This is a genomic window from Pseudoxanthomonas sp. GW835-FHT14C01 (assembly GCF_058793715.1).
In genome coordinates this window covers 19,667-45,135 of sequence record NZ_JBXAGB010000003.1, presented here as the reverse complement: position 1 = coordinate 45,135, position 25,469 = coordinate 19,667, and the positions used below count along the sequence as shown (strand labels likewise).

29 protein-coding genes are annotated in these 25,469 nt (G+C 68.3%); 20 read left to right on the top strand and 9 right to left on the bottom strand.

Annotated elements, in window-relative coordinates; all coding sequences use genetic code 11:
• Positions 1-16 precede the first annotated feature (16 nt).
• Genes AC1Q5B_RS13570 through AC1Q5B_RS13560 form a run of 3 tightly spaced genes read right to left on the bottom strand, consistent with a single transcriptional unit; the run spans position 17 to position 1,917 of the window.
• The gene (locus AC1Q5B_RS13570; RefSeq protein WP_492632142.1) at positions 17-358 is read right to left on the bottom strand and encodes an EF-hand domain-containing protein; all 342 of its coding nucleotides are present in this window, start codon (positions 356-358) and stop codon (positions 17-19) included.
• Positions 355-1,626, bottom strand: coding sequence for a UDP-N-acetylglucosamine 1-carboxyvinyltransferase (gene murA / locus AC1Q5B_RS13565; protein ID WP_492632141.1), 1,272 nt, complete (start codon positions 1,624-1,626; stop codon positions 355-357). Before murA ends, AC1Q5B_RS13570 begins: the two co-directional genes overlap by 4 nt.
• Before the next feature lie 51 nt (positions 1,627-1,677).
• On the bottom strand, positions 1,678-1,917 hold the full coding sequence (locus tag AC1Q5B_RS13560; protein WP_492632140.1) for a BolA family protein: 240 nt from the start codon (positions 1,915-1,917) through the stop codon (positions 1,678-1,680).
• A gap of 53 nt (positions 1,918-1,970) precedes the next feature.
• On the opposite strand from AC1Q5B_RS13560, the gene AC1Q5B_RS13555 reads away from it, so the two are divergent.
• From AC1Q5B_RS13555 to AC1Q5B_RS13470, 18 genes are all read left to right on the top strand, one after another.
• The gene (locus AC1Q5B_RS13555) at positions 1,971-2,975 is read left to right on the top strand and encodes a KpsF/GutQ family sugar-phosphate isomerase (protein ID WP_492632139.1); all 1,005 of its coding nucleotides are present in this window, start codon (positions 1,971-1,973) and stop codon (positions 2,973-2,975) included.
• Positions 2,976-3,025: 50 nt separating this feature from the next.
• Positions 3,026-3,571 (top strand): KdsC family phosphatase, encoded by a 546-nt coding sequence (locus AC1Q5B_RS13550; RefSeq protein ID WP_492632138.1) that lies wholly within the window; start codon positions 3,026-3,028, stop codon positions 3,569-3,571.
• Positions 3,568-4,131: an LPS export ABC transporter periplasmic protein LptC gene (lptC, locus tag AC1Q5B_RS13545; protein WP_492632137.1), complete on the top strand. Its 564-nt coding sequence runs from the start codon at positions 3,568-3,570 to the stop codon at positions 4,129-4,131. The genes AC1Q5B_RS13550 and lptC overlap by 4 nt, the downstream gene beginning before the upstream one ends.
• Positions 4,109-4,618, top strand: a complete 510-nt coding sequence (gene lptA / locus AC1Q5B_RS13540) for a lipopolysaccharide transport periplasmic protein LptA (protein ID WP_492632136.1) — start codon at positions 4,109-4,111, stop codon at positions 4,616-4,618. The genes lptC and lptA overlap by 23 nt, the downstream gene beginning before the upstream one ends.
• Positions 4,618-5,337, top strand: a complete 720-nt coding sequence (lptB, locus tag AC1Q5B_RS13535) for an LPS export ABC transporter ATP-binding protein (protein ID WP_241045331.1) — start codon at positions 4,618-4,620, stop codon at positions 5,335-5,337. Before lptA ends, lptB begins: the two co-directional genes overlap by 1 nt.
• A 46-nt stretch (positions 5,338-5,383) precedes the next feature.
• Positions 5,384-6,820, top strand: coding sequence for an RNA polymerase factor sigma-54 (locus tag AC1Q5B_RS13530; RefSeq protein ID WP_492632135.1), 1,437 nt, complete (start codon positions 5,384-5,386; stop codon positions 6,818-6,820).
• A 258-nt stretch (positions 6,821-7,078) separates the two neighbouring features.
• Complete coding sequence (gene hpf, locus AC1Q5B_RS13525) at positions 7,079-7,399, top strand: ribosome hibernation-promoting factor, HPF/YfiA family (protein WP_492632134.1); 321 nt, start codon at positions 7,079-7,081, stop codon at positions 7,397-7,399.
• A gap of 202 nt (positions 7,400-7,601) precedes the next feature.
• Complete coding sequence (gene hprK / locus AC1Q5B_RS13520; protein ID WP_492632797.1) at positions 7,602-8,552, top strand: HPr(Ser) kinase/phosphatase; 951 nt, start codon at positions 7,602-7,604, stop codon at positions 8,550-8,552.
• Positions 8,549-9,469: an RNase adapter RapZ gene (rapZ, locus tag AC1Q5B_RS13515; RefSeq protein WP_492632133.1), complete on the top strand. Its 921-nt coding sequence runs from the start codon at positions 8,549-8,551 to the stop codon at positions 9,467-9,469. Before hprK ends, rapZ begins: the two co-directional genes overlap by 4 nt.
• Before the next feature lie 169 nt (positions 9,470-9,638).
• Positions 9,639-10,031: a PTS sugar transporter subunit IIA gene (locus AC1Q5B_RS13510; RefSeq protein ID WP_492632132.1), complete on the top strand. Its 393-nt coding sequence runs from the start codon at positions 9,639-9,641 to the stop codon at positions 10,029-10,031.
• On the top strand, positions 10,024-10,293 hold the full coding sequence (locus AC1Q5B_RS13505) for an HPr family phosphocarrier protein (RefSeq protein WP_492632131.1): 270 nt from the start codon (positions 10,024-10,026) through the stop codon (positions 10,291-10,293). The genes AC1Q5B_RS13510 and AC1Q5B_RS13505 overlap by 8 nt, the downstream gene beginning before the upstream one ends.
• A 1-nt stretch (position 10,294) precedes the next feature.
• Positions 10,295-12,016, top strand: coding sequence for a phosphoenolpyruvate--protein phosphotransferase (gene ptsP, locus AC1Q5B_RS13500; RefSeq protein ID WP_492632130.1), 1,722 nt, complete (start codon positions 10,295-10,297; stop codon positions 12,014-12,016).
• 217 nt (positions 12,017-12,233) lie between these two features.
• Entirely contained in the window at positions 12,234-13,595 is a 1,362-nt protein-coding gene (mgtE, locus tag AC1Q5B_RS13495; RefSeq protein ID WP_492632129.1) for a magnesium transporter, read from the top strand.
• Between the two features lie 10 nt (positions 13,596-13,605).
• Complete coding sequence (locus tag AC1Q5B_RS13490) at positions 13,606-14,223, top strand: DUF1294 domain-containing protein (protein WP_492632128.1); 618 nt, start codon at positions 13,606-13,608, stop codon at positions 14,221-14,223.
• Between the two features lie 168 nt (positions 14,224-14,391).
• Complete coding sequence (locus AC1Q5B_RS13485; protein WP_492632127.1) at positions 14,392-15,243, top strand: DNA ligase; 852 nt, start codon at positions 14,392-14,394, stop codon at positions 15,241-15,243.
• Positions 15,244-15,317: 74 nt separating this feature from the next.
• A complete protein-coding gene (locus AC1Q5B_RS13480; RefSeq protein WP_492632126.1) occupies positions 15,318-16,121 on the top strand; it encodes a carboxylesterase family protein in 804 nt (267 codons plus the stop codon).
• Positions 16,122-16,123: 2 nt separating this feature from the next.
• Positions 16,124-16,402: a hypothetical protein gene (locus tag AC1Q5B_RS13475; protein WP_492632125.1), complete on the top strand. Its 279-nt coding sequence runs from the start codon at positions 16,124-16,126 to the stop codon at positions 16,400-16,402.
• A gap of 147 nt (positions 16,403-16,549) precedes the next feature.
• Positions 16,550-18,109: a GGDEF domain-containing protein gene (locus AC1Q5B_RS13470; RefSeq protein WP_492632124.1), complete on the top strand. Its 1,560-nt coding sequence runs from the start codon at positions 16,550-16,552 to the stop codon at positions 18,107-18,109.
• A 180-nt stretch (positions 18,110-18,289) separates the two neighbouring features.
• Here the strand turns inward: AC1Q5B_RS13470 and AC1Q5B_RS13465 are convergent, their stop codons facing one another.
• From AC1Q5B_RS13465 to AC1Q5B_RS13455, 3 genes are all read right to left on the bottom strand, one after another.
• Positions 18,290-19,234 carry an aspartate carbamoyltransferase catalytic subunit gene (locus AC1Q5B_RS13465; protein ID WP_492632123.1) on the bottom strand — a complete coding sequence of 315 codons (945 nt, stop codon included), beginning with the start codon at positions 19,232-19,234 and terminating at the stop codon, positions 18,290-18,292.
• A gap of 20 nt (positions 19,235-19,254) precedes the next feature.
• On the bottom strand, positions 19,255-19,704 hold the full coding sequence (gene ruvX, locus AC1Q5B_RS13460; RefSeq protein ID WP_492632122.1) for a Holliday junction resolvase RuvX: 450 nt from the start codon (positions 19,702-19,704) through the stop codon (positions 19,255-19,257).
• 76 nt (positions 19,705-19,780) lie between these two features.
• On the bottom strand, positions 19,781-20,347 hold the full coding sequence (locus AC1Q5B_RS13455) for a YqgE/AlgH family protein (protein WP_492632121.1): 567 nt from the start codon (positions 20,345-20,347) through the stop codon (positions 19,781-19,783).
• A 102-nt stretch (positions 20,348-20,449) separates the two neighbouring features.
• Between AC1Q5B_RS13455 and AC1Q5B_RS13450 the strand changes: the two genes are divergently transcribed.
• Entirely contained in the window at positions 20,450-20,995 is a 546-nt protein-coding gene (locus AC1Q5B_RS13450) for a DNA-3-methyladenine glycosylase I (RefSeq protein WP_492632120.1), read from the top strand.
• Positions 20,996-21,088: 93 nt separating this feature from the next.
• A complete protein-coding gene (scpC, locus tag AC1Q5B_RS13445) occupies positions 21,089-22,603 on the top strand; it encodes a succinyl-CoA:acetate CoA-transferase ScpC (RefSeq protein WP_492632119.1) in 1,515 nt (504 codons plus the stop codon).
• 54 nt (positions 22,604-22,657) lie between these two features.
• On the opposite strand, the gene AC1Q5B_RS13440 is transcribed toward scpC, so the two are convergent.
• From AC1Q5B_RS13440 to AC1Q5B_RS13430, 3 genes are all read right to left on the bottom strand, one after another.
• Positions 22,658-23,170: a DUF6622 family protein gene (locus AC1Q5B_RS13440; protein ID WP_492632118.1), complete on the bottom strand. Its 513-nt coding sequence runs from the start codon at positions 23,168-23,170 to the stop codon at positions 22,658-22,660.
• A 116-nt stretch (positions 23,171-23,286) separates the two neighbouring features.
• Positions 23,287-24,123, bottom strand: coding sequence for an endo alpha-1,4 polygalactosaminidase (locus tag AC1Q5B_RS13435; RefSeq protein WP_492632117.1), 837 nt, complete (start codon positions 24,121-24,123; stop codon positions 23,287-23,289).
• Between the two features lie 83 nt (positions 24,124-24,206).
• Positions 24,207-25,337: a PilT/PilU family type 4a pilus ATPase gene (locus AC1Q5B_RS13430; protein ID WP_492632116.1), complete on the bottom strand. Its 1,131-nt coding sequence runs from the start codon at positions 25,335-25,337 to the stop codon at positions 24,207-24,209.
• Positions 25,338-25,469 lie beyond the last annotated feature (132 nt).

Sequence of the window (25,469 nt, the reverse complement as noted above, 5' to 3'; positions counted from 1 at the left end):
GCGATGCCGGGCTTTTTCATTCCTTGGCCTGTGCCGCGTCGGCCTGGAAAACGGTCTTGCAATCCATCCGGATGGTTCCCGCACCACTGCGCCAGACGAACGTGTCGCAGTGCCGGTTGCCTTCCTGCTTCTGCTCGACCACTACGGTGAACACCGCCTGCGCGATCTCACCCTGCGTCACCGTGCCATCGCCGTTCCAGTCCATGTCACGGGTGGTGATGCCATGCGTCGCCGCCGAGCCGGTGTAGTGCAGCCACGCGACCAGCGCGAGCAACGCCACTACGACACCCAGCAGGATCTTGCGACGCAGCGGGAAACGCGGACGGATACCGGAGAGCTTCGGATCGTGCCGGCTCACGACACGCGCCTGATCTTCGCGCCCAGCCCGCCCAGCTTCTCCTCGATGTTCTCGTAGCCGCGATCGAGGTGGTAGATGCGGTCGATGGTCGTGTCCTCGTTGGCCACCAGCCCGGCGAGGATCAGCGAGGCCGACGCGCGCAAGTCGGTCGCCATCACCGGCGCGCCCCCCAGCTGCTCCACGCCCCGCACGATGGCGGTATGGCCCTCAACGCGGATGTCCGCGCCCAGGCGCAGCAGTTCGTTGACGTGCATGAAGCGGTTTTCGAAGATCGTCTCGTTGATCACGCCCACGCCGTCGGCCACGCAGTTCAAGGCCATGAACTGCGCCTGCATGTCGGTGGGGAACGCCGGATAGGGTGCGGTGGTCAGGCTGACCGCCTTCGGCCGCTTGCCCTGCATGTCCAGGGTGATGCTGTCGGCGGTCGTCTCGATCTTCGCGCCCGCTTCGGTCAGCTTGTCGAGCACCGCTTCCAGCGTGTCGGGGCGCGCATTGCGCGTGGTGACCTTGCCGCCGGTCATCGCGGCGGCGACCAGGAAGGTGCCGGTCTCGATGCGGTCCGGCACCACCGAATGGCGACCGCCTCCCAGGCGCTCGACGCCGTGGATGACGATGCGCGAGGTGCCGGCGCCTTCGATCTTCGCGCCCAGCGCGTTGAGGCATTCCGCCAGATCGGTGACCTCCGGTTCCATCGCCGCGTTCTCCAGCACCGTGGTGCCTTCGGCGAGCGTGGCGGCGGCCATGACGTTCTCCGTACCGGTCACGGTGACCATGTCGAACACGAAGCGCGCGCCCTTCAGGCGTGCCGCGCGCGCCTTGATGTAGCCGTTCTCGACGGTGATCTCGGCACCGAGCGCCTGCAGGCCCTTGATGTGCTGGTCGACCGGGCGCGAACCGATCGCGCAGCCGCCGGGCAGCGACACCACGGCGGCGCCATGACGCGCCACCAGCGGGCCGAGCACGAGGATCGACGCGCGCATGGTCTTGACCAGCTCGTACGGCGCGACGAACCGGCTGACGGTGGTGGGATCGACGGTGATGCCGCGCCCCTTCGCCAGCGTGCCCTCGTCGATGGTGATGCCGGCACCGAGTTCGCCCAGCAGCTTGATGGTGGTCACCACGTCGTGCAGGTGCGGCACGTTGGTGATCTCCACCGGCGCATCCGCCAGCAGCGTCGCGCACAGGATGGGAAGCACGGCGTTCTTGGCGCCCGAGATGGTGACTTCGCCGTTGAGCGTGTTGCCACCGGTGACGATGATCTTCTGCATGGAGTTCCGGAATGGAAGGTACGGTGGGAAGGCGGGACGCGATGGGGCGCCTCAGCGTGCGGCGCCGGCCTCGTCGGGCGTGATGGTCTTGAGCTGCAACGCGTGGATCGCGCCACCCATCAGGTCGCCCAGCGTCGCGTAGACCATGCGGTGGCGGGCCAGCGGCAGCTTGCCGCGGAAGGCCTCGGACACGACGGTCGCCTCGAAATGGACGCCATCGTCGCCCTGTACGTCGGCGCGGGCGCCCGGCAGGCCGGATTCGATCAGTTTACGGATGGTTTCGGCGTCCAACGGGCTTTCCTAATAAAATACCCGGCCATTCTACCCGCCGGCGCCCCGTCCGCATGTCCCAGCCGCTGCCCCTCACCCCGTCCGTCTCGACCGCCAGCCTGGCGGCCAGCGGCCGTCGGGTGATCGAGATCGAAGCGCGCGCGCTGGATGCGCTGGCCGCCCGCATCGACCACGCCTTCGCCGCCGCCTGCCAGGCGATCCTTGCGGGCCATGGCCGGGTGGTCTGCACCGGCATGGGCAAGTCGGGGCACGTGGCCCGCAAGATCGCCGCGACCCTGGCGTCCACCGGCACGCCGGCGTTCTACGTGCACCCGGGCGAAGCCGGGCACGGCGACCTGGGCATGATCACCGACGCCGACGTGGTGCTGGCGCTGTCTTACTCGGGCGAGTCGGATGAAGTGCTGATGCTGCTGCCGGTGCTCAAGCGCCAGGGCAACACCGTCATCGGCATGACCGGTCGGCCGCAGTCCACGCTGGCGCGCGAGAGCGACTTCCACCTCGACGTCAGCGTCCCGGCCGAGGCCTGCCCGCTCGACCTGGCGCCGACCAGCAGTACTACCGCGTCGCTGGCGATGGGCGATGCGCTGGCCGTCGCCCTGCTGGATGCCCGGGGTTTCACTGCCGACGACTTCGCCCGCTCCCATCCCGCCGGCAGCCTAGGCCGGCGCCTGCTGCTGCACATCACCGACGTGATGCATGCGGGCGACGACGTGCCCCGTGTGGACGTGGATGCGACGCTGAGCGAAGCGCTGATGGAGATGAGCCGCAAGCGCCTGGGCATGACTGCCGTCGTCGATGCCGAGGGCCGACTGGTCGGACTGTTCACCGATGGCGATCTGCGTCGCACGCTCGACAATCCGGCGCTGGACGTCCGCACCGCGCGCATCGCCGACGTGATGACGCGCGCCCCCAAGACCATCGGCGCCGACCAGTTGGCGGTGGAGGCCGCGCGCTTGATGGAAACCCACAAGATCAGCGGCCTGGTCGTGGTGGACGACGGGCAGCGGCCGGTCGGCGCGCTCAACATTCACGACCTGTTGCGTGCCCGCGTGGTGTAACCCGTACGCTTGCTTTCCCTCCCACCTCTTCCTGGACATCCTCACCGCCCATGCCGCTGCGCCATCTCCATGACCTGACCGAAGACGTGCTGGCCCGCGCCGCGCGCGTCCGTCTGGCGTGCTTCGACGTGGACGGCACGCTGACCGACGGCCGCCTGTTCCTGGACAGCGAAGGCCGCGAGCAGAAGGCGTTCCACGTGCAGGACGGACAGGGCCTGATGCTGCTCAAGCGCGCCGGCATCGAAGTGGCTTTCATCACCGCGCGTGGCGGCACCGTCGCCGTGGCGCGCGGCCGCGAGTTAGGCGTCCAGGTCTTCACGGGCGTCAAGGACAAGCTGGCGGCCGTGCGGGATCTGGGCGCCGGCCTGGGCATCGGACTGGACGAGGTCGCTTTCATGGGCGACGACCTGCCGGATGTGCCGCCCTTCCGCGCCGTGGGGCTGGCGATCGCGCCGGCCGACGCGCACCCGTGGACCGCACAGCATGCGCATTGGCGCACGCGCCGCGCAGGCGGCCAGGGGGCCGCGCGCGAGGCCTGCGACCTGCTGCTGGGAACGCAGGGACATGCGCCCTCGTTCGAAGGAGGCACGGCATGAGCTGGCGTACCACGCTGGGCGTAGTGCTGTTGCTGGCCGCCATCGTCAGTGGCTGGTCGGCCTGGAAGAACCGTGACATCCCCGCTCCCAATCAGGTGGTCGCGGACCGCTCGGACTATGTGATGCGCGACTTCGAGATGATCGCGTTGAACGGCGAAGGCCAGGAGGCCGTGGCGGTGCGCTCGCCGGAGATGGCGCGCAATCCGCATGACGAGACCTACACCATCGCCACGCCGCTGTTCCTGCTGCCGGAAGAGCAGGGCCGCTCGTGGGAACTGCGCTCGAAGACCGGCTGGCTCAGCGCCAAGGGCGAGGAATTGCGCCTCAAGGGCGATGTGCACGGCATATCGCCCGCGGGCAGCGCCCGCAAGGCGGAGTTCCGCACCGAGACGCTCAACGTGTTCCCCGACCGCGACCTCGCCCAGACCGACGACGTGGTGACGGTGACGCAACCCGGCTCTAGACTGACCGGGCGTGGTTTTGAGACCAACCTCAAGACCAAGGAATACACATTCAAATCCCAGGTGAGATCCATCTATGAACCGCGTTCTGCCCGTTAGCATCGCGCTGCTGCTCCTGCTGCCCGCGGCAGGCGCCATCGCGAAGTCCACCGACCGCAACCAGCCGATGACCATCGATTCCGGTAGCCAGAACGGCAACATGGAAGGCAATGGCAAGACACTGCTGGGCGGGGGTGTGGTGGTCTCGCAGGGGTCGCTGGAGATCAAGTCGGCCGCGGCCGAGATCTACATGGCCGACGGTGAGATCTCGCGTTCGATCTTTACCGGCAAGCAGGTGAAGATGAGGCAGCAGATGGACGACGGCAGCTGGATGGATGCGCAGGCCGACCGCGTCGAGTACGACATGAAGACCGAGACCATCACCTTCATCGGCAATTACACCGTGAAGTCGGACCGCGGCTCCAACAGCGGCCAGCGCATGGTCTACAACACCAAGAGCGGCAACATGCAGAGCGGCGGCGATGGCACCCGCGTGCGCACGGTCATCCAGCCCAAGTCAGCCGCACCGGCACAGGGCAAGAACTGATGCTGACCGCGAAGGGACTGCGCAAGCGCTACAAGCAGCGCGAAGTCGTCGCCGACTTCGGCCTGACCCTGCAACCGGGCGAAGTGGTCGGCCTGCTGGGTCCGAACGGCGCCGGTAAGACCACGTGCTTCTACATGATCGTCGGCCTGGTCGCCGCCGATGCCGGCAGCATCGAACTGGACGGCCAGGACATCACCGCCCAGCCCATGTACCAGCGCGCCAAGCTCGGCGTGGGCTACCTGCCGCAGGAGCCGTCGGTCTTCCGCAAGCTCAGCGTGGCCGACAACATCCGCCTGGTGCTGGAGCTGCGCGAGGACCTGGACAGTGCGGGCATCGAGCGCGAACTGGCTTCGCTGCTGGACGAACTGCAGGTCACCCACGTGGCCGATCAGCTTGGCGCCAGCCTCTCCGGCGGCGAGCGCCGGCGCGTGGAGATCGCCCGTGCCCTCGCCGCCCGCCCGCGTCTGATGCTGCTGGACGAACCGTTCGCCGGCGTCGATCCGATTTCCGTCGGCGAGATCCAGCGGATCGTGAAGCACCTCAAGGATCGCGGCATCGGCGTACTCATCACCGACCACAATGTGCGCGAAACCTTGGGAATCTGCGACCGGGCGTATATCCTCAATGCCGGTAGCGTTCTGGCGCAGGGGGCCCCGGACGCGTTGCTGGCCAATCCGGACGTACGCCGGGTCTATCTGGGCGAAACCTTCCGCCTGTGATCCCGTCGGCGGCCCTTGGCCGCCACACGGGTTTCCAAGGTCGGGAATGAAGCCACGCCTGCAGACATCGCTGGGACAACAGCTGGTCATGACGCCGCAGTTGCGTCAGGCCATCCGGCTGCTGCAGATGTCCACCGCCGAGCTCGAGATCGAGCTGACCGAGGCGGTCGAAACCAATCCCCTGCTCGACTGGAGCGAACCGGAGGAAGAGCCGGCGCAGGCCCGCGGCAGCGACGACGACCAGCCTCCCGCCGAGCCCGCGCAGGACGTCGCGCGGGAGGCCGATGCCGACCGCGACGACTGGTCGCCCGATGAAGGCCCCTGGACGACGTCCGGCAGCGGCGGCTCCTTCGACGACGACGACGGCGGCAGCCCCGCCGAACGCGTGGCCGAAGCCGATACCCTGCATGGCCACCTGCTGTGGCAGCTTCATCTGTCGCATCTCTCCTCGCGTGATCGCCGCATCGGCGCCACGCTGATCGACGCACTGGAAGATGACGGCTACCTGCGCGAGCCGCTGTCCGGCATCGTGCAGGCGCTGCGCCCGGACATCGAAGCGCGCGAAGACGAAGTGCTGGTCGTGCTGCACCAGGTGCAGCGCTTCGACCCGGTCGGTGTCGCGGCGCGCACGCTCGGCGAATGCCTGCACCTGCAACTGGCGGTGATGAGCGACGAGACGCCTGGCAAGACGCTGGCGCTGCAGATCGCCGACACCGCACTGGAGCGGCTGCCGCGCAGCGGTGTGGCGGGGATCGCACAGGAGCTGAAACGCCCCGTCGCCGAGGTCGAGGAAGCGGTGCAGCTGTTGCGCACGCTGGACCCGAAGCCCGGCGCGCAGGTGGGCGATCTTTCGCACGACACCTACGTGGTACCGGACTGCGTGGTCTGGCGCCACCGCGGTGTCTGGCGTGCCGCGCTGTCGGGCAACACGCTGCCGCGCATCACCATCCATCGCGGCTACGAGCAGATGATCCGGCAATGCGGCGACAGCGACGCCGGCTATCTCAAGGCGCAGCTGCAGGAGGCGCGCTGGCTGCTCAAGAGCGTCGAGGCCCGCGGCGACACGTTGCTGAAGGTCATGCGCTGCCTGCTGCACCAGCAGGCCGGCTTCCTGGAATTCGGTGAGCAGGCGCTGCGTCCGCTGACGCTGCGCGACGTCGCCGAAGAAGTGGGCCTGCACGAATCGACCGTGTCGCGTGCGATCGCCCGCAAGTACGTGCGCACCCCGCGCGGTACGCTGCCGATGCGTGCCTTCTTCGCTTCCGGCATCGACACCGAAGGCGGTGGCGAAGCGTCCAGCACGGCGATCCAGGCCATGATCCGGCGGCTAGTCGATGGCGAGAACCCGCGCAAGCCGCTGTCCGACGCCAAGCTGGCGGACCTGCTGAAGGCCTCCGGCATTCCGGTCGCGCGCCGTACCGTGGCCAAGTACCGCGAGGCACTCAACATCCTGTCCTCGCACGAGCGCGTGCGCATCGCCTGAACGACGCGATCCGTCACCGGATCCGTGATCGCGTTCCGCCCGCGCGAAACGTTTTCCTAACACCTTTTCACATCATGGAAAAAAGACGCCCGCGACGGTTGATAGTTGCCGCGGAGGGGTCCATCTTTGTCTTGCAGGCACCGCTTGCCATCGCCCACCGCAGAGGAGATCGACGGAACCCAGACCCTGCCGCGTTGTCATTCCCTGACACGCCATCCGCGCTACGCGCGCGGCTCTACCGACCAGAAGGAGGCACACATGCGTATCGAGACTTACGGCCATGAAATCGAAGTCACTCCCGCCCTGCGCGAATACGTCGAAACCAAGCTGAAAAGGTTGGAGCGCCACTTCGAGCAACCCTGCGAAGTCCGAACGCAACTGGGTACCCGCAAGCCCGATTATCTCGCCGAAGCGACCGTCAACGTCGCCGGCCGCACCCTGCATGCCGATGCCGGCGCGCAGACCATGTATGCCGCCATCGATATCCTGGCCGACAAGCTCGACCGCTTGCTGGTCAAGCACAAGGAAAAGCGTACCGATGTGCAACGCCACAGCATGCGCGGCGAACTGATCGGCTGACGGCAGCAGCACGATTACGGGCCGCTCCCTGGCGGAGCGGCCCACGTCCCGATGACGCACCCGGTGGGACGTCTCACGCCACCCTCGGTCGCACGCTTCCGTTCCGGCCATTACACTGGCAGCCGCCACGCCCGGGACGCGCGATGCCGATCGCGCATCTCGCCCGGTGCCGCATTCCCTTTCCGCCGGCTGCCACCGCATGATGAATACCAGCATCACCGCCCGTGAACTGTTCGACCAGCAGAAGGACAAGCTGGCGCTGCGCTGGCTGGCGGGACAGAAGGGCGAGAAGCGCGTGCTGGAATCCGGCGACACCGTCTCCCGTCGCCCATCGCTGGCCGGCTATCTCAATGCGGTCTACCCCAACAAGGTGCAGATCCTCGGCACGGAGGAGCTGACCTGGCTGGATTCCCTCGACTCGCGCCAGCGCTGGGAAACGATCGAGAAGATCGTGCAGGCCAAGCCGCTGGCGCTGGTGATCAGCAAGAGCCAGTCCTGCCCCGAAGACCTGCGTGAAGCCGCCAACGAGAACGACACCCCGCTGTGGGTCTCGCCCAAGCGCGGCCACGAACTGCTGAACCACCTCTCCTACCACCTGGCGCGCACGCTGGCGCCGCGGGTGACGCTGCATGGCGTCTTCATGGAAATCTACTCGATCGGCGTGCTGATCACCGGTGAGGCCGGGTCCGGCAAGAGCGAACTGGCGCTGGAACTGCTGAGCCGTGGCCACCGTCTGGTCGCCGACGATGCGCCGGAGTTCACCCAGATCGCACCGGACGTGCTGGACGGCACCTGCCCCGAGCTGCTGCAGGACCTGCTGGAGGTCCGCGGGCTGGGCGTGTTGAACGTGCGCGAGATGTTCGGCGACACCGCGGTGAAGAAGAACAAGTACCTGCGCCTGATCGTGCACCTGACGCGCCCGATGACCGAGCCCAATCCCCATGGCTACGAGCGACTGACCGGCGATTCCGGCACGCGCCACGTGCTGGACCTGGACGTGCCGCTGATCACCCTGCCCGTCATGCCCGGCCGCAACCTGGCCGTGCTGACCGAAGCCGCCACGCGCCTGCACATCCTGCGCACCAAGGGCATCGATCCCGCGGCGATGTTCATCGCCCGCCACAGCAACCTGCTCGAGCGTAGCGCGCCATGACCCAGGCGGGCGACGAATCCGCGTTGGCGCCGCGCGAGGAGACCACCGCGCTCGCGCCACCCACGGTGGTGATCGTCAGCGGCCTGTCGGGCTCCGGCAAGTCGGTGGCGCTGAAGACCTTCGAAGACTTGGATTACTACTGCGTCGACAACCTGCCGGTGGACCTGCTGCCCTCGTTCGTGCGCAGCCTGGTCCGCGAGGACGAGCTGCCGCCCAAGATCGCTGTGGGCATCGACGTGCGCAGCCGCCACAGCGACCTGTCGAAGTTGGCGCAATGGCGGGCAGCGCTGGCGCAGTTGGGCCTCGAAGGACGGCTGGTGTTCTTCGACGCCGCGGACGACGTGCTGCTGCGCCGCTACTCGGACACGCGCCGCCGCCATCCGCTCGGCCATGGCGGGCTGTCGCTGCAGGAAGCGATCCGCCAGGAGCGAGAGATCGTCCAGCCGCTGCGCGACGAGGCGGACGTCATCATCGACACCAGCCAGCTCAACGTGCACCAGCTGCGCCGCAGGATCATCGCCGAGTTCGCGCTCAACCGCGGCACGCAGCTCTCGTTGCTGTTCGAATCCTTCGCCTACAAGCGCGGTGTGCCGGCGGACGCGGACTTCGTGTTCGATGCGCGTGTGCTGCCCAATCCGCACTGGAATCCGGAGCTGCGCCCCTACGCCGGTCGAGATCCGAAAGTCCGTGCGTTCCTCGACGCCCAGCCGGAAGTGGCCGAATACGTCGGCCAGGTCAGCGGCTTTCTGGATACCTGGCTGCCCCGTCTGCGCGGTGAGACCCGCAGCTACGTGACCATCGCCTTCGGCTGCACCGGCGGCAAGCACCGTTCGGTGTACCTGGCGGAAACCCTGGCCAGACACGCCCGGGAACAGGGCTGGGAAGAGGTCGCGACCTTCCACCGCGAACTGGATTGACCGGTCCTGTAGAGCCGAGCCCGCTCGGCTGACACCTGCCAATACCCCGCCCACGCCAAGGCAGCGGAGCAAGCTCCGCTCTACCGGGGTGAGGCGGGACGTCATGTCACCCTGACCGTTCCATCCGCGCCGCTTCCAGCCCGTCATGCGCGTCTGTTAACGTTCCGGCATGGCCTGTGGCATTCTTCTTGTAACTCATCCTGGCGTGGGCGCGGCGACCCTGGCGGTCGCCACGGCGCTGCTGCGGCAGCTGCCCTTGAAGGCGGAAGCCTTCGAGGTGCCGTTCGACGCCGATCTCGATGCCCTGCTACCGCAGGCATCGGCCGCGTTGCGGCGCGTGGACGGTGGCGACGGTGTGCTGGTGCTGACCGATCTGTACGGGGCAAGCCCCAGCAACCTGGCCGGCAGACTGGCCCGGTTGGGTACCCCCGTGCGCCGCGTGTCCGCGCTCAGCCTGCCCATGCTGCTGAGGGTGATGAACTATCCGGAACAGGGACTGGACGACCTGCCTGCCACCGCGGCGGCCGGCGCACGCAATGGAGTCATTCACGACGATGCTTGAACGCGAACTCATCATTTCCAACCGCCTCGGACTGCATGCGCGCGCCACCGCCAAGCTGGTGCAGACGCTGTCCGGCTTCCGCTGCAACGCCACGCTGGCGGCCAAGGGGCGCGAGGTGAACGCCAAGAGCATCATGGGCGTCATGCTGCTCGCCGCCGGCCAGGGCACCCCGGTCATCGTCCGCATCGAGGGCGAGGACGAAGCCGCCGCCATGCAGGAAATCGTCTCGTTGTTCGAGCGACGATTCGACGAGGAGTCCTGACGTGAGGGCGCTGCTGCCGGGCCACGGGGCTTCGCGCGGCAGCGCGCTGGGACGCGCCCGGGTCCGGCTGCCGCATGTGCTGGAGGTCGCCGAGCAGCACGTCCGCCCGGACCGGATCGACGACGAAGTAGGCCGCCTGCACGCGGCCGTCGAGGCCACCCGCGGCGAGATGCGCAGCCTGCGCGACCGCCTGCACGGCGCTCTGGCGAAGGAGGTCGGCGAGTTCCTCGACCTGCATGCCCTGCTGCTGGACGATCCCGAACTGCTGCAGGGCCTGGACGAATTGATCCGCACCGGCCGTTACACGGCGGACTACGCGCTGCGCCTGCAGCGCGACCGGCTCGCTGCCGTCTTCGACGGCATGGACGACGCTTACCTCAAGAGCCGCATGGACGACCTCGACCATGTGATCGGCCGCATCCACGCGCACTTGCACCAGCGCGCACCCGATGCGCCGGGCATGGCGGGCGAAATCCTGGTCAGCAACAACGTGGCGCCGTCGGAACTGGCCGAACTGCAACAGCAGGGCGTGGTCGGCGTGGTCACCGCCGCCGGCAGCCCCTTGTCGCACAGCGCCATCCTGGCGCGCAGCCTGCACCTGCCGCTGGTGGTGGGCAACGCGCAGGCGCTGCAGAAGATCAATGACGGCGACGTGCTGCTGGTCGACGGCGCCACCGGCGAAGTCGTGGTCAATCCCGATCCCGACGACCTGCGCCGTTACCGCGAGCGCCTGCGCGACGCCGCGCGCGAAGCGCGCGAGCTCGGACGCCTGCGCTCCAAGCCCAGCCGCACGCGCGACGGCGTCGACATCGCGTTATGGGCCAACGCGGAATCGCTGGAGGACGTGGCGAACGCCCACACCCTCGGCGCAGCCGGCGTGGGCCTGTACCGCACCGAGTTCCTGTTCCTGCAGCAGCGCGAGTTGCCGAGCGAGGAGCAGCAGTTCCAGGTCTACCGCGACCTCGTGCTCGGCATGGGCGGACGGCCGGTGACCATCCGCACCCTCGACCTCGGTGCCGACAAGGCGGACCGTGCCGGCCTGGTGGTCGGCGACGAGGAGAATCCCGCCCTCGGCGTGCGCGGCGTGCGCCTGTCGCTGGCCCATCCCGGCGTGTTCGACACCCAGCTGCGCGCCATCCTGCGCGCCTCGAACTACGGGCCGGTGCGCGTACTGGTACCGATGGTCAGCGGCCGCGAAGAGATGCTGGAAGTGCGCCGCCGGCTGCAGCGCGCCGCGCTGCAATTGCGCAAGCAGGGCCACGAGATCGCGGTACAGCTCGAACTCGGCGCGATGATCGAGGTGCCCGCCGCGGCGATCGCGCTGCACGGCTTCGTCGACGTGGTCGACTTCGTCTCCATCGGCACCAACGACCTGGTGCAGTACCTGCTGGCGGCCGACCGCAACAACGACGCCCTGGGCGAACTGTATTCGCCCCTGCATCCCGGCGTGCTGAGGCTGCTGCGGCACGTGATCCGCACCGGTGCCGAACACGACATTCCGGTGGCGATGTGCGGGGAGATCGCCGGCGATGCCGCGCTCACGCCGATCCTGCTGGCGCTGGGCCTGCGGGAGTTCAGCCTGCACCCGGCCACGCTGCTGGAAGTACGCAAGGCCATCCGTGAGGTCGACTTCGGCGACTTGCAGGCACGCACCGACAAGCTGCTGCAGGCGCGCGACCGTGCCGGCATCGAGCGCTGGCTGAAGGCGGCGGTCGCGAGCTGACCGCCGCGCCCGACGTGGGAGCCCGATGTGCGAGCGACGTAAGTCGCGATGAAGCGTTCCCGGTGGCCCATCGCGACTTACGTCGCTGCCACACCACCTCTTTCACTACGCTTCCGAAGGGTGTCCATAAATGGCGGGCCGGGCGATAATGGTGCAATGAACGCCTGATGCCCCGGTCGCATCCGCCTGACGGATCGGCCCCATTCCGGAGTACCGAATGGTCGAGACCATCCGCCACGACAAGACCGCACGCCAGTTGCGCCTGCTCTCCGACGCGCTCGACAGCGGCCGGCTGGGTCCCGTGCGCCGGCTGGTCAACACCTTGTCGCCTGCGGAGATCGGCAACCTGCTTGAGTCGCTGCCGCCGGGCAAGCGCGAGGTCGTGTGGGGTCTGGTCGACCCCGAGGACGACGGCGAGGTGCTGGTCCACGTCGGCGACGAGGTGCGCGAAAGCCTGCTGGCGGACATGGACACCGACGAGATCGTCGCCGCGGTCGAGGACCTCGACATCGACGACCTCGCGGACCTGGTCGAGGACCTGCCCGACACCGTCATCGACGAAGTCCTCAAGTCGATGGACCGCGAGAACCGGGAGCGCCTGGAACAGGTGCTGTCGTATGCCGAGGACACCGCCGGCCGCCTGATGAATCCGGACGTGGTGACGGTGCGCGCCGACGTCAACGTCGACGTGGTACTGCGCTACCTGCGCCTGCGCGGCGAACTGCCCGACCACACCGACCACCTGTACGTGGTCAGCCGCCGCCACCAGTACCTCGGTCGCGTGCCGCTGGCCGCGCTGGTCACGCACGAGGACACCACCCCGATCAACCGGCTGATCGACGACGAGCAGCCGGCCATCGACGTGGGCGAGAGCGCGCAGGAAGTGGCGCGCCAGTTCTCCGACCACGACTGGGTGTCGGCGCCGGTGGTGGACGACAACAACATCCTGCTCGGCCGCATCACCATCGACGACGTGGTCGACATCATCCGCGAGCAGGCCGAGCACCAGGCGCTGGGCGCCGCCGGCCTCGACGAGGACGAGGACCTGTTCTCGCCGGTCAAGCGCGCCGTGCGCGGCCGCGTCGTGTGGCTGGGCATCAACCTGTTCACCGCGTTCATGGCGGCGACGGTGATCAAGCAGTTCGACGTCACCCTCGAGAAGATTGTCGCGCTGGCCGTACTGATGCCGATCGTGGCCGGCATCGGCGGCAATGCGGCCGTGCAGGTGCTGACACTGATGGTGCGCGGCCTCGCCCTGGGCCAGGTCGGCGCCAGCAACGCGCGCATCCTGCTGTGGAAGGAGATCCGTGTCGCACTGATCAACGGCGTGCTGATCGGCGGCATCGTCGGCCTGATCGCACTGCTCTGGTTCCACAGCCCGATGCTTTCGCTGGTCATCGCGATGGCGCTGGTGCTCAATTTCTGCGCCGCCGCCACGGCCGGGGTGCTGCTGCCGCTGCTGCTCAAGCGCATGAACATCGACCCCGCCGTCGCCGGCACCGTCGTCGTCACTGCGGTCACCGACGTGATGGGCTTCTTCTGCTTCCTCGGCCTGGCCACGCTGATCCTGCTGCACTGAAGGCCTGCGCATGGAGCGACTCGGCAAGGTCAGCGAGTGGAACGATGATCGCGGCTTCGGCTTCATCGCCCCGCTCGGCGGCGAGCCGGCGCGCGTGTTCTTCCATGTCCGAGACTACCGTCTCGATGGCCGTCGTCCCGAAACGGGCGAGCTGGTGAAGTTCACGGTGCAGCCGCGGCCGGATGGCAGGTGGCGCGCACAGGCGGTCCGTCGGACCCTGTCCGCCCCACGGTCCACCAAGCCGTCGACACGTGCACGGACGCCCTCGCCGCAGCCCGCCGCTTCATGGCTGACCGGTGCCGTTGCGGTCGCGGCCTACGCGGTGCTCTTGGCCTGGGCGGTGGGCGACGACCGGCTTCCCGTCGAAGCGGTGTCCATCCCGCTGGCGATGTCCGCGATCACCTTCGTCGCCTACGCCCTCGACAAGCACGCGGCACAGACCGGTCGCTGGCGCACACCCGAATCCACCCTGCACCTGCTCGAACTCGCCGGCGGCTGGCCGGGCGCATGGCTTGCGCAGCGGATGCTGCGGCACAAGTCGCGCAAGCCGGGCTATCGCATCGCCTTCTGGACCATGGTGGTCCTGCACGGTGGCGCGCTGGCCGTGGGGTGCTGGATGACGAAGTGACGACCGCGATGCGCCGGTTGCGTTGCTTGAACCTGGACAGGCGGGCCTCCTTGTCCTAGCGCTCGACGCGCGTGGCGCTTTCCTACAGGCCGCCGCGACATGGACCGATGCCCACCCCCCGCGCGCAACGGCGACGCTGGCGCTCCCTTGTGCTGCCGGGCCGCCCTCATGCGCCTCCTCCTTGTTGCCCTGCTGTGCTTCCTGACCTGGCCGGGCCTGGCGGCACCGCCGCCCGATCCGATGCTGGCGACGACATATCGCGACGACGTGCCGGTCGGCGATTTCCTGGTCAGCGAGAAGCTGGACGGCGTGCGTGCCCGTTGGGACGGCCGGGCGTTGTGGACACGCGGCGGCGCGCGGATCGCGGTGCCGGCCACGTTCACGCGCGGATGGCTTGCCGAACCGATCGATGGCGAACTGTGGATCGCGCGCGGCCGCTTCGATGACGTCAGCGCCCTCGTGCGGCGCATCGGCACCGATGCGCATGCCTGGCGCGAGGTGCGCTTCATGGCGTTCGACCTGCCGGCCCACCCGGGGCCGTTCGCCGAGCGGATCGCGCGCATGCGCACCGTGGTGTCGGCGGCACGCAACCCGCATCTGGCGATGATTCCGCAACAACGCTTCGATACCCGGGCCGGCCTGGACGCCGAACTGGCACGCGTGGTCGCTGCCGGCGGCGAGGGGTTGATGCTGCATCGACGCGATGCCCGCTATCGCGCGGGGCGCAGCGACGACCTGCTCAAGTACAAGCCCTACGAAGACGCGGAGGCGCAGGTCGTCGCGCACCTGCCCGGCAAAGGCAAGTACGAGGGCATGATGGGAGCGCTGCAGGTGCGCACGCGCGACGGGCGCAGCTTCCGTCTCGGCACCGGCTTCACCGATGCGCAACGGGCTACGCCGCCACGGCTCGGCGCATGGCTGACCTACCGCTACAACGGCCTCACTTCGACCGGACTGCCGCGGTTCGCCCGTTTCGTGCGGATGCGCGACGACCTGCCTCCATCCGATCCCGAACGCTGACATGGCCGGAGCCCACCCGTTCTTCTTTCGCCTCGGGGTATGCTGCCGCCCGTTACCCTTGGACCGCCACCACCATGCGCTCTCTCGCCACCGCCTGCCTGGGCCTGCTGCTGATCCTGATGACCGCCTGCACCACCACCGCTCCCATGAACCCGACCGGCGAATTCGTCACGCGCGAAGTCACGGTCGATGGCAAGACCTACCGCTACCAGGTGTTCGTGCCCGCCGCGCGCTTCCGCAGCGGCAAGCCGCCGGTGGTGCTGTTCCTCAACGGTTCGGGCGAGCGCGGCAGCGACGGGGTGAAGCAGACGATGGCTGGCCTGGGGCCCTACCTGCGCCAGCATGCCGACACGTTCCCGGCCGTGGTGGTGTTCCCGCAGGCGCCCGAAGACACCGAGTGGACCGAGTCGGCCGGCCCGATCGCCTTCGCCACGCTGGACGCGGCGATGCGCGAGTTCGACGGCGACCCGGACCGTGTCTCGCTGACCGGCATGTCCATGGGCGGCTACGGCACCTGGGAACTGGCGATGCAGCAACCCACCCGCTTCGCCGCGCTGGTACCGGTCTGCGGCGGCATCACCGTCGACTGGACCGATGCACGCCCGGGCCTGCGCGCGCACAGCGTCGGCAATGCCGCCGATCCGTTCGCGGCCGCCGCCCAGCGCCTGAAGGACGTGCCGGTGTGGATCTTCCACGGCGGCCAGGACAACGTGGTGCCGCCATCGCAGTCGCGACGCATGGAGGCTGCCCTGAAGGCCGCCGGCGCGCGCGACGCCCGCTACACCGAGTTCCCCGACGCCAACCACAACAGCTGGGACGCGACCTACGCCTACGCCCCGATGTGGGACTGGCTGTTCGCCCAGCGCCGCGGGCGCTGAGCGTGGCCGAACTGGTTCCCGACTACTTCACCGCCGGCTGGCGCGAGCGCACCCTGGCCTGTCCCTGCGGCTGGCAGGGCGACAGCCGGGCGATGGCGATGGAACTGCACGACGCCGTCACCGACTACGCCTGCCCACCGTGCGGCAACCTGCTGCTGATCGTGTCGCACCCGACGCTGGACCAGGTCCGCGCAGCCGCCGCGGCAGGCAACGGCGAAGCCGCCGCCCAGCTGGCCATCGTCGAGGAAGCCGAGGCCCGCTTCACGCCGGACGCCCGCTGAGCCGGCGCCGGCGCGTCCTGCGTCACGCTTCCGCGGCTTTTTCAGCGACCGAACCCGCCCTCCCTCAACCTGCGCCCCTGGCGGCCGATAACCCGGCATCCCCTGGTGGCTGACGGGCACCCGCCCATGGCCGTGAGAGCGACGCGCATGGCTGATGTGGCCGACGACAATTCGGGTGTTACCGGCGGCTTCCGCCGGCTGTGGTCGCGACGCCGCGAGGCGGACGCACCGGCCTCGCGCGAGCTCGCCACGACCAGGGGGGTCGGCCCGAAGACCGCGATCAGCAGCGCGCAACTGCAGGCCCTGTTCGCGCACGCCGAGGAACCCGGCGCGTTGCTGTCCGCCTTCGCCGACGGCGTCGCCGGCCTGCCCGGCGAACTGCACGGCATGGGCGAGCGCCTGCAGTCCGCGCTCGCCGACAACGACTGGCCGCGCTACGGCCGCGCGTTACGCCAACTGGTCGACAAGTACATCCGCACGATCCAGGACGAGCCCCTGTCCGGCGAAGCCGACCAACTGCGCGACCTGCTGCATCACCTGCTGGTGGGCGGCATGGAGCACCTGCTGCGCGAGGACGCCGCCCTGCTCCCGCAGACGCACGCCCTGGCCGACCGGGTGCGCCAGTGGCAGCCCGCGCAGCCGCTGGCCGCGCTCGGCAACGACCTGAAGGAACTCTGCCAGCAGGTCGGCCTGCGCACCCATGAAGTCAACGACGCGCAGGAACTGATGCGCAGCCTGTTCGACCTGCTGCTGGAGAACGTCGGTGAACTGATCGAGGACGGCAGCTGGCTGCAGGACCAGATCGGCGCCGTGCGCCAGTTGCTCGCCGGCCCGCTCGATCGCACCGCGCTGGAGCAGACTCGCGCCGGCCTGCGCGAGGTCATCTACAAGCAGGGCCTGCTGAAGCAGGGACTGGCCGAGTCGAAGGCCTCGATGAAGGAGATGATGGTGACCTTCGTCGAGCGGCTCGACGGCATGGCCAACAGTACCGGCGAATTCCACGACCGCATCAGCTTCCACGCGCAGGCCGTGCGCGACAGCCGCAGCATCGCCGAGCTGGGCAGGCGGATGGAAGACATCCTGGAAGACACCGCGCAGGTGCAGGCGCAGGCGTTGCGTGCGCGCGACAGCCTGCTGGAGGCGCGCCGCGAGGTGGAGGACGCCGAACGCCGCGTGATGGACCTGGAGCAGGAACTGCAGTCGGTGTCCGAACTGGTGCGCGTGGACCAGCTGACGGAGGCATTGAACCGCCGCGGCTTCGATGAACTGTTCAAACGCGAATCGGTCCGCGCCCTGCGCAGCGGCCAGACGCTGACCCTGGCGCTGCTGGACCTCGACGATTTCCGCCACATCAACGCCGCGCACGGCCACCTCGGCGGCGACGCCGCGCTTTGCCACGTCGTGGCGCTCGCGCGCGCCACGCTACGCGCCACCGATGCCGTGGCACGCTTCGGCGGCGAGGAGTTCGTTCTGCTGCTGCCGGAAACCAGTTTCCTGGAAGCGATGGGCACACTGGAGCGCCTGCGCGACCGCCTGGCGCACAAGCCCCTCGTCTATGAAGGGCGCGGCATCCTGGTGACGTTCAGCGCCGGCGTGGCGCGCTGGCAGCCGGGCGAATCGCAGGATGAGCTGCTGGCCCGCGCCGACCGCGCCATGTACCAGGCCAAGCAAGCCGGCAAGAACCGCGTGGTCGCGGCACCGGAGTGAGCAAGGCGCAGGGATTCTTGCGCCGTGTTCGCGAGTGATCGTCATCCCGGCGAACGCCGGGACCAGTGTCTTTGGTTCTGGCGATTGAAGTCGCTGGGTTCCGGCCTTCGCCGGAATGACGGAATCGGGATGCCTTCTTCTTAAAGCGATCGCCCGCGCTTGCACCCCGTTGAGCGTCCTTCACCCCAGCAGCATCTCCAGCACCGCCATGCGGATGGCGACGCCGTTGCTGACCTGGCGAAGCACCAGCGACTGCGGGCCGTCGGCGACCTCGTCGGTGATCTCCACGCCGCGGTTGATCGGACCCGGATGCAGAACCACCGCATCCTTCGCCGCGCGCGCCAATCGCGTGGTGGTCAGGCCGTAATCGCGATGGTAGTCCTCGAGCGAGGACACCAGCCCTTCCTCCATGCGCTCGCGCTGCAGGCGCAGCATCATCACCACGTCGGCGCCGTCCAGCATCGCGTCGAAGTCCTGCCCGGTCCGGCATCCCGCCAGCGTGCCGTCGTCGGGCAGCAGCGAGACCGGCCCGCACACGCGGATCTCGCCCGCGCCCAGCGTGCGCAGCGCGTGCAGGTCCGAGCGCGCCACGCGCGAATGGTTCACGTCGCCCACCATCAGGATCTTCAGTCGCGAAAAATCCGCGCCCTTGGCCTGGCGGATGGTCAGCACGTCCAGCAGGCCCTGGGTGGGGTGCGCGCTGCGGCCGTCGCCGGCGTTGATCAGTGCGGTGCCCTCGCCCGCCTCGGCCGCCAACGCGGCGACCGCGCCGTCGTCGGCATGGCGGACGATGAAGCCGCGCACGCCCATCGCCTCCAGGTTGCGCAGCGTGTCGCGCGCGGTCTCGCCCTTGCGGGTCGACGAGGTGGACGCATCGAAATTCAGCACATCCGCACCCAGTCGCTGCGCGGCGATCTGGAACGAACTGCGCGTGCGCGTGGACGGTTCGAAGAACAGGGTGCAGACGGTGGTGCCGTCGAGCACCTGCCGGCGCGGGGTGCGACCGAGCGCGGCGTCGCGGATCTGGCCGGCGCGATCGATCAGGCGACACAGCGTGTCGCGCGGCAGGCCGTCGAGGGTGAGCAGGTGGCGCAGGCGTCCGTCGGAATCGAGTTGAGGCGTCATGGGGCGAGGTCGGGAGGGAATCAGGTCAGCTGGGTCGCGTCATGGGGCGCGGCCAGCCAGCGTTCGATGATGACGGCGGCCGCGACGGCGTCGAGCGCGGCGGCATCGCGCCGGCGCTTGCGGCCTTCGGCGCGGTCCAGCGCGAAGCGCTGCGCGGCTTCCACCGAGCTGGTGCGTTCGTCCACCAGCACCACCGGCAACTGGTAGCGCGTGCGCAATTCGCGGGCGAAGGCATGGGCACGCTTGCGGATTGGCTGGTCGCCGCCGTCCAGCGTCATCGGGTCGCCGACCACCAGGCCGTCGGGCTTCCATTCGGCATGCAGCTTGTCGATCGCCGGCCAGTCGGGGCCGTGGCCATGCACGTCGATCACCGCCAGCGCGCGTGCGCCGGTGCCGAAAGCGCTGCCCACCGCCACGCCGATGCGGCGCGCACCCACGTCGAATCCCAGTACCGTGCCGTCCAGCTTCATGCCCGCTGCCTCCCTTCGCTACGGTCTGCACCATCCTGCGACAGCGTCCGTGGACACGACGTCGGCGGGCGCGGACTCATGCGTGTCCGCTGTAGTCCGTCAGCCGGGTCATGTCCACGCCGATCCGCTGGCCGGCCGTCTGCCAGCGCTGCTCCAGCGGCACGCTGAACAGCAGTTCGGCATCCGCGGGCGCGGTCAGCCAGCTGTTCTCGCCCAGTTCGTATTCCAGTTGGCCCGCGCCCCAGCCGGCGCAGCCCAGTGCCACCACGGCGTGCGCCGGACCCTCGCCTTCCGCCATCGCCTCGAGGATGTCGCGCGAGGTGGTCAGGTACAGGCCGCTGGCGACTTCCAGCGTGGACTCCCACGCGCGTGCGCTGTCGTGCAGCACGAAACCGCGCTCGGGATGCACCGGGCCGCCCGCCAGCACGATCTGACCGTCGAGCTGCGGATCGTGCGAAGCCAGGTTCATCTGCCTCAGCACGTCGCCCAGCGTGTATTCCGAGGGCCGGTTGACGACGACGCCCATGGCGCCGTCGTCGTCGTGCTGGCAGATCAGGGTGACCGCGCGCGCGAAATTCGGATCGGACAGCGCCGGCAGGGCGATCAGCAGCTGGTTGGCCAGTGGGGTAGCGGCATCTTGCATGGCCGCCATTCTAGCCCGCCCCTGCCCGGGCCGCGCCGGTGCGGACGGGTCCTGTCCGCAACTGCCCCTAGAATCGGCCTTCCTCTCCAGGCGCGCCTCCCCATGTCCGGCTACTGCGACATCGCCCCCGACCATCCGCTGCACGGCCCCTACCACGACCGCGAATACGGCTTTCCGCAACGGGACGAGGCCGTGCTGTTCGAACGCCTGCTGCTGGAAATCAACCAGGCAGGCCTGAGCTGGGAAACCATGCTGAAGAAGCGCGAGGGCTTCCGTGCCGCGTACAGTGGCTTCGATGTGGACAAAGTGGCGCGCTACGGCGAGAAGGACCGGACCCGCCTGCTCGCCGATCCCGGCATCATCCGCAACCGGCTGAAGGTGGAGGCGGCGATCCACAACGCCCAGGTCATCCAGCAGCTTCGCAAGAGCCACGGCGGCTTCGCGGCATGGCTGGATGCCCACCACCCGCTGTCGAAGGCCGACTGGATCACGCTGTTCAAGAAGACCTTCCGTTTCACCGGCGGCGAGATCACCAACGAATTCCTGATGAGCCTGGGCTACCTGCCCGGCGCGCACCGCGAGGACTGTCCGGCCTTCAAGCGCGCGGCGAAGCAGCGCCCACCGTGGATGATCGCCGCGGGGCATTGATCCGGCGCAAGCCGCATCCACGCCGATGGTCGTATCCTGCGGCACGATGCCCCGCGCGATAATCCGGGTTTCGCAACGCCGATGCCTCCCCCGATGCACGAAGACCGTATCCGCCACGCCGGCCTGCGTGGCCGCGTGATCAGCGCAGAACACGCCGCCAGCCTCATCCAGCCCGGCGAGACCGTCGCCATGAGCGGCTTCACCGGATCCGGCTACCCGAAGGCGGTGCCGATGGCGCTCGCGCGGCGTATCGAGCAGGCCCACGCGGTCGGCCAACCCTTCCAGATCAAGCTGATGACCGGCGCCTCCACCGCGCCGGAACTGGACGGCGCACTGGCCAAGGCCGACGCCATCGCCCTGCGCATGCCGTTCCAGAGCGATCCGGACGCACGCAAGCGCATCAACGACGGCACGCTGGATTACATCGACATCCACCTGAGCCATGTCGCCCAGCATGTGTGGTTCGGCTTCTACGGCCCCATCGACACCGCGGTGATCGAGGTGTCGGCGATCCGCGAGGACGGGAAACTGGTGCCGTCCACGTCGGTCGGCAACAACAAGACCTGGCTGGACCTGGCGAAGAAGGTCATCGTCGAGGTCAACGACTGGCAACCGGCCGGTGTCGAGGGCATGCACGACATCTACTACGGCACTGCGCTGCCGCCGCACCGCAAGCCGATCCCGCTGGAACACGTGCACGACCGCATCGGCGATACCGCGCTGCACTGCGACCCCGCCAAGATCGTCGCCGTGGTGCCGACGAACGGGCCGGACCGCAACAGCCCGTTCACGCCGATCGACGGCACCAGCGAACGCATCGCCGAATACCTGATCGACTTCCTCAAGCACGAAGTCGCCCTGGGGCGCCTGCCACCCAGCCTGCTGCCGCTGCAATCCGGCGTCGGCAACATCCCCAATGCCGTCCTCGCCGGCCTGGCGAAGAGCGGCTTCCGTGGCCTGACCGCCTTCACCGAGGTGATCCAGGACGGCATGCTCGACCTGCTGCGCGAAGGCGTGCTCGATGTCGCCTCGTGCACCGGCTTCGCGTTGAGCCCGGAAGCGAACGAGGCGTTCAAGCGCGACATCGCGTTCTACCGCGAGCGCATCATCATGCGCACGCAGGAGATGTCGAACCATCCCGAGCTGGTGCGCCGGCTCGGCTGCATCGGCATGAACGGCATGATCGAGGCCGACCTCTACGGCAACGTCAATTCCACCCACGTAATGGGCAGCCGCATCCAGAACGGCATCGGCGGTTCGGGCGACTTCGCCCGCAACGGCTTCATGTCGGTGTTCCTGAGCCCGAGCACCGCGAAGAACGGCAGCATCTCCGCACTCGTCCCGATGGTCAGTCACGTGGACCACACCGAACACGACGTCTCGGTCGTCGTCACAGAACAGGGCCTGGCCGACCTGCGCGGCCTCACCCCCAAGCAGCGCGCGCGCCTGCTGATCGACCGCTGCGCGCACCCCGACTACCGCGACGCACTGCAGGACTACGTCGACCGCGCTCTGCACCACAGCTACGGCAAGCACACCCCGCACCTGCTGCCGGAAGCGCTGTCGTGGCACCAGCGGTGGCTGGAGACGGGGACGATGAAGCGCTGAAGTCGTTTCGCAGGATGGGCATCGCCTTCGGCTCCACCCATCCTGCGTGGCGTGTCAGACACTGCGCTCCACCAGGCGCATCTGCCTCATCACTCCCAGCACCCGCAGCGCACGCGACGCGAACATGCCGCTGAAGAGTCCGTACGTGCCGGCGACCACAACGACCGCGGTTGTCGTCCCGAGCACGCTCGGGTGGGTGGCATGGACGACGGCCACCGCATACTTGAAGAAGAAGATGCCCATCATCAGCGCCAGCGGGATCCCGCTGCCCGGCACGGTGAACTGCTTCGTCCCGGCATCGTAGGACGCGCCCTGCAGCGGCGCGCGCGCCAGACCGAAGGCGACCACGATGCCCCACACGCAAGCCCATGCGGCGAGTGCCGTCAGGTGGGTATCGAAGGTCGACCACACCGAGTACAGCGACCAGCCCAGCATGGCCACCGGCAGCACGACCAGGCGCTGGCGCGAGACGCGACGCGTGCGGCGCTGGACGACGCCCAGGCAGACCAGACCGAAGAAGAGGCCGAAAACCCAGAGCGGGGTGTGCGTGAGAATCTGCGTGATCACGGAAGGTTCCTGGAGTTCCGACACCGCGTCGGGTCAGGCACATCATCCGGTCAGGGCCCTGCCAACTTAGGTGCTGGAAGTCACTTGTTCGGGGTGCCGGAGGTCGTGAGGCCTGATCAGCAACGCCGGTAGACGTAGACGCCTGTCCGCGCCGGCGTGCTCACCCCGCGGTCCCGGTAGATCACGGAAATCCGGTCGCCCCGCATCCGGCATGCGGTGATGAAGAACGACTCGGCTGCCACCGGCCTGCCCTCGGCATCGCGATCGACGTCGCTGTACTCGATCTCGTACACCCGATCGCCATACGCGGTGATGTACGCGTCGCACTCCGACCACACTTCGCAGCCTTCGACGATGGCGAAGTCGAACCCGATCTCCGTGGCGCCCCGGGATGCGTACTCGGAAGCGTTCTTCTGCGCGATGGCGAGTCCGCGCGCGTGCGCCCGCGCGACCAGCGAGCGGGCGAAGGCGAGATTGTGCGCCGGTTCGAGCCGCTGCTCCGAACGGGTCCACGAATCCAGGTTGTCCGGCTCGATCGCATCGAAGCCATCCCGTGCGCACCCGTCGATCCAGCCGCCGACGATCTCCAGCAGCGCCTCGCGCCTGGCCGCGGTGGACGTGTCGAACAGCAGCTCGTCGGGCCAGTTCGGATCGATGACATGGACCCCGTCCTCGCCGAGCAGCAGGCCGGGATGGTTCGTCTTCCACCACGCCGCGTCGCCCGGCTGCGTCTGGAACGCATTGACGTAGCAGACGTTGTACTTGCCGGGCACCGGCGCCGCCAGCCGATCGCGCACCACGATCGCCACGCCGTCCTCCGGCGTATACGCCCCACCCAGCTGGTAGTCGAAGGTCCCGTTCGCCGGTGGTGGCGTCACCGCGGCCGCCGTGGTGCTTGCCAGCAGGACGGCCAAGCACGACAGGCTGACGAGGGTGCGACGGCGTGGCTCCACTTCCTCCTCCTTGCTTCGACACAGCGACTCATGGAAAAGGGGCGGTCGCCCGCCCCCTTCTGTCCGTCGCCGGATACGCAGTATCAGCGGACCTCCGCGATCTCCACGCCATCCAGGCCCTGCGCCAGCGTACGGGCGTCGCCGCCCTGTGCCAGCTTGATGCGCAGGCGCACTTCGTTCTGCGAGTCGGCGAAACGCAGCGCGTCCTCGTAGCTGATCTCGCCGGCCTGGTACAGCTCGAACAGCGCCTGGTCGAAGGTCTTCATGCCGAGGTTGGTGGATTCCTTCATCACTTCCTTCAGCTTGTGCACCTCGCCGTCGCGGATGTAGTCCTGCACCAGCGGCGTGCCGAGCAGGATTTCCATCGCCACGCGACGCGCCTTGCCGTCCGGCGTCGGGATCAGCTGCTGCGCGACCACGCCCTTGAGGTTCAGCGACAGGTCCATCAGCAGCTGCTGGCGGCGGTCTTCGGGGAAGAAGTTGATGATGCGGTCCATCGCCTGGTTGGCGTTGTTGGCGTGCAGCGTGCACAGCACCAGGTGGCCGGTCTCGGCGAAGGCGATGGCGTGATCCATGCCCTCACGGGTACGCACCTCGCCGATCATGATCACGTCCGGTGCCTGGCGCAGCGTGTTCTTCAGCGCGGCTTCCCAGCTGTCGGTATCGATGCCGACTTCGCGCTGGGTGATGATGCAACCCTCGTGCTTGTGCACGAATTCGATCGGATCCTCGATCGTGATGATGTGGCCGGTCGAATTCTGGTTGCGGTAGCCGATCATCGCCGCCAGCGAAGTGGATTTACCCGTGCCGGTGGCGCCGACGAACAGGATGATGCCGCGCTTGGTCATCGCCAGCGTCTTGATGACCGGCGGCAGGTTCAGCTCTTCGATGGTGGGGATGCGCGTCTCGATCCGGCGCAGCACCATGCCCACCTGGTTGCGCTGGTAGAAGCAGCTGACGCGGAAGCGGCCCACGCCGGCCACGCCGATGGCGAAATTGCACTCGTGGGTCTTCTCGAACTCCTCGCGCTGCGCCGGCGTCATGACGTTCAGCACCAGATCGCGCGACTGCTGCGAGGTGAGCGGCGTCTGCGTGATCGGCGAGATCTTGCCGTGCACCTTGATGGACGGCGGCATGCCGGACGTGATGAACAGGTCCGACGCCTTCTGGTGCGCCATCAGCTTGAGGAACGAGGTGAAATCGATGCTGCTCATGGGTGGCTCCTTGCGGAGCCGTGATTCGTGACGAGTGAGACGTGATTCGCAAGAGCCACCCTTGACGATCCAGCGTGCATCACCGCATCAGAACCCCGGCTGTTGACGAATCACGAATCACGAATCGCGGCA

Bases quoted from the DNA above. Each gene is read 5' to 3' on its own strand.
- murA (WP_492632141.1), bottom strand. From the start codon at position 1,626: ATGCAGAAGATCATCGTCACCGGTGGCAACACGCTCAACGGCGAAGTC.
- AC1Q5B_RS13555 (WP_492632139.1), top strand. From the start codon at position 1,971: ATGTCCCAGCCGCTGCCCCTCACCCCGTCCGTCTCGACCGCCAGCCTG.
- AC1Q5B_RS13550 (WP_492632138.1), top strand. From the start codon at position 3,026: ATGCCGCTGCGCCATCTCCATGACCTGACCGAAGACGTGCTGGCCCGC.
- lptC (WP_492632137.1), top strand. From the start codon at position 3,568: ATGAGCTGGCGTACCACGCTGGGCGTAGTGCTGTTGCTGGCCGCCATC.
- lptA (WP_492632136.1), top strand. From the start codon at position 4,109: ATGAACCGCGTTCTGCCCGTTAGCATCGCGCTGCTGCTCCTGCTGCCC.
- lptB (WP_241045331.1), top strand. From the start codon at position 4,618: ATGCTGACCGCGAAGGGACTGCGCAAGCGCTACAAGCAGCGCGAAGTC.
- AC1Q5B_RS13530 (WP_492632135.1), top strand. From the start codon at position 5,384: ATGAAGCCACGCCTGCAGACATCGCTGGGACAACAGCTGGTCATGACG.
- hpf (WP_492632134.1), top strand. From the start codon at position 7,079: ATGCGTATCGAGACTTACGGCCATGAAATCGAAGTCACTCCCGCCCTG.
- hprK (WP_492632797.1), top strand. From the start codon at position 7,602: ATGAATACCAGCATCACCGCCCGTGAACTGTTCGACCAGCAGAAGGAC.
- rapZ (WP_492632133.1), top strand. From the start codon at position 8,549: ATGACCCAGGCGGGCGACGAATCCGCGTTGGCGCCGCGCGAGGAGACC.
- AC1Q5B_RS13510 (WP_492632132.1), top strand. From the start codon at position 9,639: ATGGCCTGTGGCATTCTTCTTGTAACTCATCCTGGCGTGGGCGCGGCG.
- AC1Q5B_RS13505 (WP_492632131.1), top strand. From the start codon at position 10,024: ATGCTTGAACGCGAACTCATCATTTCCAACCGCCTCGGACTGCATGCG.
- mgtE (WP_492632129.1), top strand. From the start codon at position 12,234: ATGGTCGAGACCATCCGCCACGACAAGACCGCACGCCAGTTGCGCCTG.
- AC1Q5B_RS13490 (WP_492632128.1), top strand. From the start codon at position 13,606: ATGGAGCGACTCGGCAAGGTCAGCGAGTGGAACGATGATCGCGGCTTC.
- AC1Q5B_RS13485 (WP_492632127.1), top strand. From the start codon at position 14,392: ATGCGCCTCCTCCTTGTTGCCCTGCTGTGCTTCCTGACCTGGCCGGGC.
- AC1Q5B_RS13480 (WP_492632126.1), top strand. From the start codon at position 15,318: ATGCGCTCTCTCGCCACCGCCTGCCTGGGCCTGCTGCTGATCCTGATG.
- AC1Q5B_RS13470 (WP_492632124.1), top strand. From the start codon at position 16,550: ATGGCTGATGTGGCCGACGACAATTCGGGTGTTACCGGCGGCTTCCGC.
- AC1Q5B_RS13465 (WP_492632123.1), bottom strand. From the start codon at position 19,234: ATGACGCCTCAACTCGATTCCGACGGACGCCTGCGCCACCTGCTCACC.
- ruvX (WP_492632122.1), bottom strand. From the start codon at position 19,704: ATGAAGCTGGACGGCACGGTACTGGGATTCGACGTGGGTGCGCGCCGC.
- AC1Q5B_RS13455 (WP_492632121.1), bottom strand. From the start codon at position 20,347: ATGCAAGATGCCGCTACCCCACTGGCCAACCAGCTGCTGATCGCCCTG.
- AC1Q5B_RS13450 (WP_492632120.1), top strand. From the start codon at position 20,450: ATGTCCGGCTACTGCGACATCGCCCCCGACCATCCGCTGCACGGCCCC.
- scpC (WP_492632119.1), top strand. From the start codon at position 21,089: ATGCACGAAGACCGTATCCGCCACGCCGGCCTGCGTGGCCGCGTGATC.
- AC1Q5B_RS13430 (WP_492632116.1), bottom strand. From the start codon at position 25,337: ATGAGCAGCATCGATTTCACCTCGTTCCTCAAGCTGATGGCGCACCAG.